Raw genomic sequence first — 1,416 nt, 5'->3', positions numbered from 1 at the left:
TGGATAGGCTACACTTAACTGGACAGAAAAATTAAGGTGCAAGTAGACTAAGAGCCAAGTTTGGATATAATGCTAAACAGGCATAAAGGATCGAACCTAGAAACTTTATACGGGGTGGCGGGCATGGTAGCCTTGGTTGGCGATGCCGATGTTTGTGACATCTGGCTTCTCGGCAGGAATTTCATGCCCGCAGGGGCCCTGTGTCAAGTTTCGGCATGTTTCCACTGTTTATCTGGTCTACTATCATCTTATTCAGTTAAGGAGAGTGACGCATAAAATGAAAAAAGAAAGACGAACATTTACCCCTGAATTTAAAGCCCAAATGGTCAAGTTGCATGAAAGTGGTAAGCCTAGAAAAGATATCATTAGTGAATATGATTTAACTCCTTCGGCTTTAGACAAATGGGTTAAACAAAGCCAAACCTCCGGTTCTTTTAAAGAAAAGGATAATCGTACACCAGAGGAAAATGAATTAATCAAACTACGAAAAGAAAACCAGCGGCTTTTAATGGAGAATGATATTTTAAAGCAAGCCGCGCTGATACTAGGACGAAAGTAAATGTGATAATAAATAATCAACACAAGTACTCGATATCAGCAATGTGCAACGTCCTACAAATTCCTAGAAGTACATACTATTATGAGGCAAAAGAACAGGAAAAGTCTGAAGATGAATTGTCCGCTGCCATTATTGAAATCTTTCATAAAAGCCGCCAAAACTATGGAACACGCAAAATTAAGGTTGAACTAAAAAAACGCGGTCTAATCGCATCAAGAAGGCGTATTGGCAGAATTATGAAGGAAAATGGTTTGGTATCTAAATACACTGTTGCACAATTTAAGCCTCATATTGAAAAACCAAATGAATCAAATGTAAAAAACGAATTGAACAGGGAATTCAATCAAAAGGAACAACTCGCAGTAATAGTTAGTGATTTGACATATGTAAAAGTCGAGAAAAAATGGCATTACATATGCGTATTTGTTGATCTATTTAATCGAGAAATTATAGGTTCTAGCGCAGGGCCAAACAAAGATGCAAAGCTAGTGTATCAAGCACTATCAACGATTAGGACCGATTTACGAGACATTCAAATCTTTCATACTGATCGTGGGAATGAATTTAAGAATAAGTTAATTGATGATGCATTGGAAACATTTGGCATAAAGCGATCCTTAAGCATGAAAGGCTGCCCATATGATAATGCCGTTGCGGAAGCCACTTTTAAAATCATTAAGACTGAATTTGTTAAAGGAACTTATTTTGAATCATTAGAACAATTGCAAGTTGCATTGGTCGATTATGTTCATTGGTTTAATCATATCAGAATTCACAGTACCCTTGATTATTTAAGCCCAGTCGAATATAGGAACAAAGACCATAAAAAAATTGTCTAGTTTAGTGTTGACATACCA

The 1,416-nt window shown here is 36.8% G+C and carries 1 protein-coding gene; it reads left to right on the top strand.

Features of this window, described 5'->3' with window-relative positions; all coding sequences use genetic code 11:
- Positions 1-277 precede the first annotated feature (277 nt).
- Positions 278-1,398 (top strand): IS3 family transposase gene (locus HNR53_RS23060; protein WP_184530532.1). Its coding sequence is split into 2 segments (ribosomal slippage): positions 278-524 and positions 524-1,398, totalling 1,122 coding nucleotides; the frame shifts between segments, so codons are not numbered across the junction.
- The last annotated feature ends 18 nt before the right edge of the window (positions 1,399-1,416 follow it).

This window comes from Bacillus benzoevorans (assembly GCF_014207535.1).
Classification (GTDB): domain Bacteria; phylum Bacillota; class Bacilli; order Bacillales; family Cytobacillaceae; genus Bacillus_BD; species Bacillus_BD benzoevorans.
Note: the sequence above shows the minus strand (reverse complement) of the source record. Positions and strands in the feature narration are given on the sequence as shown.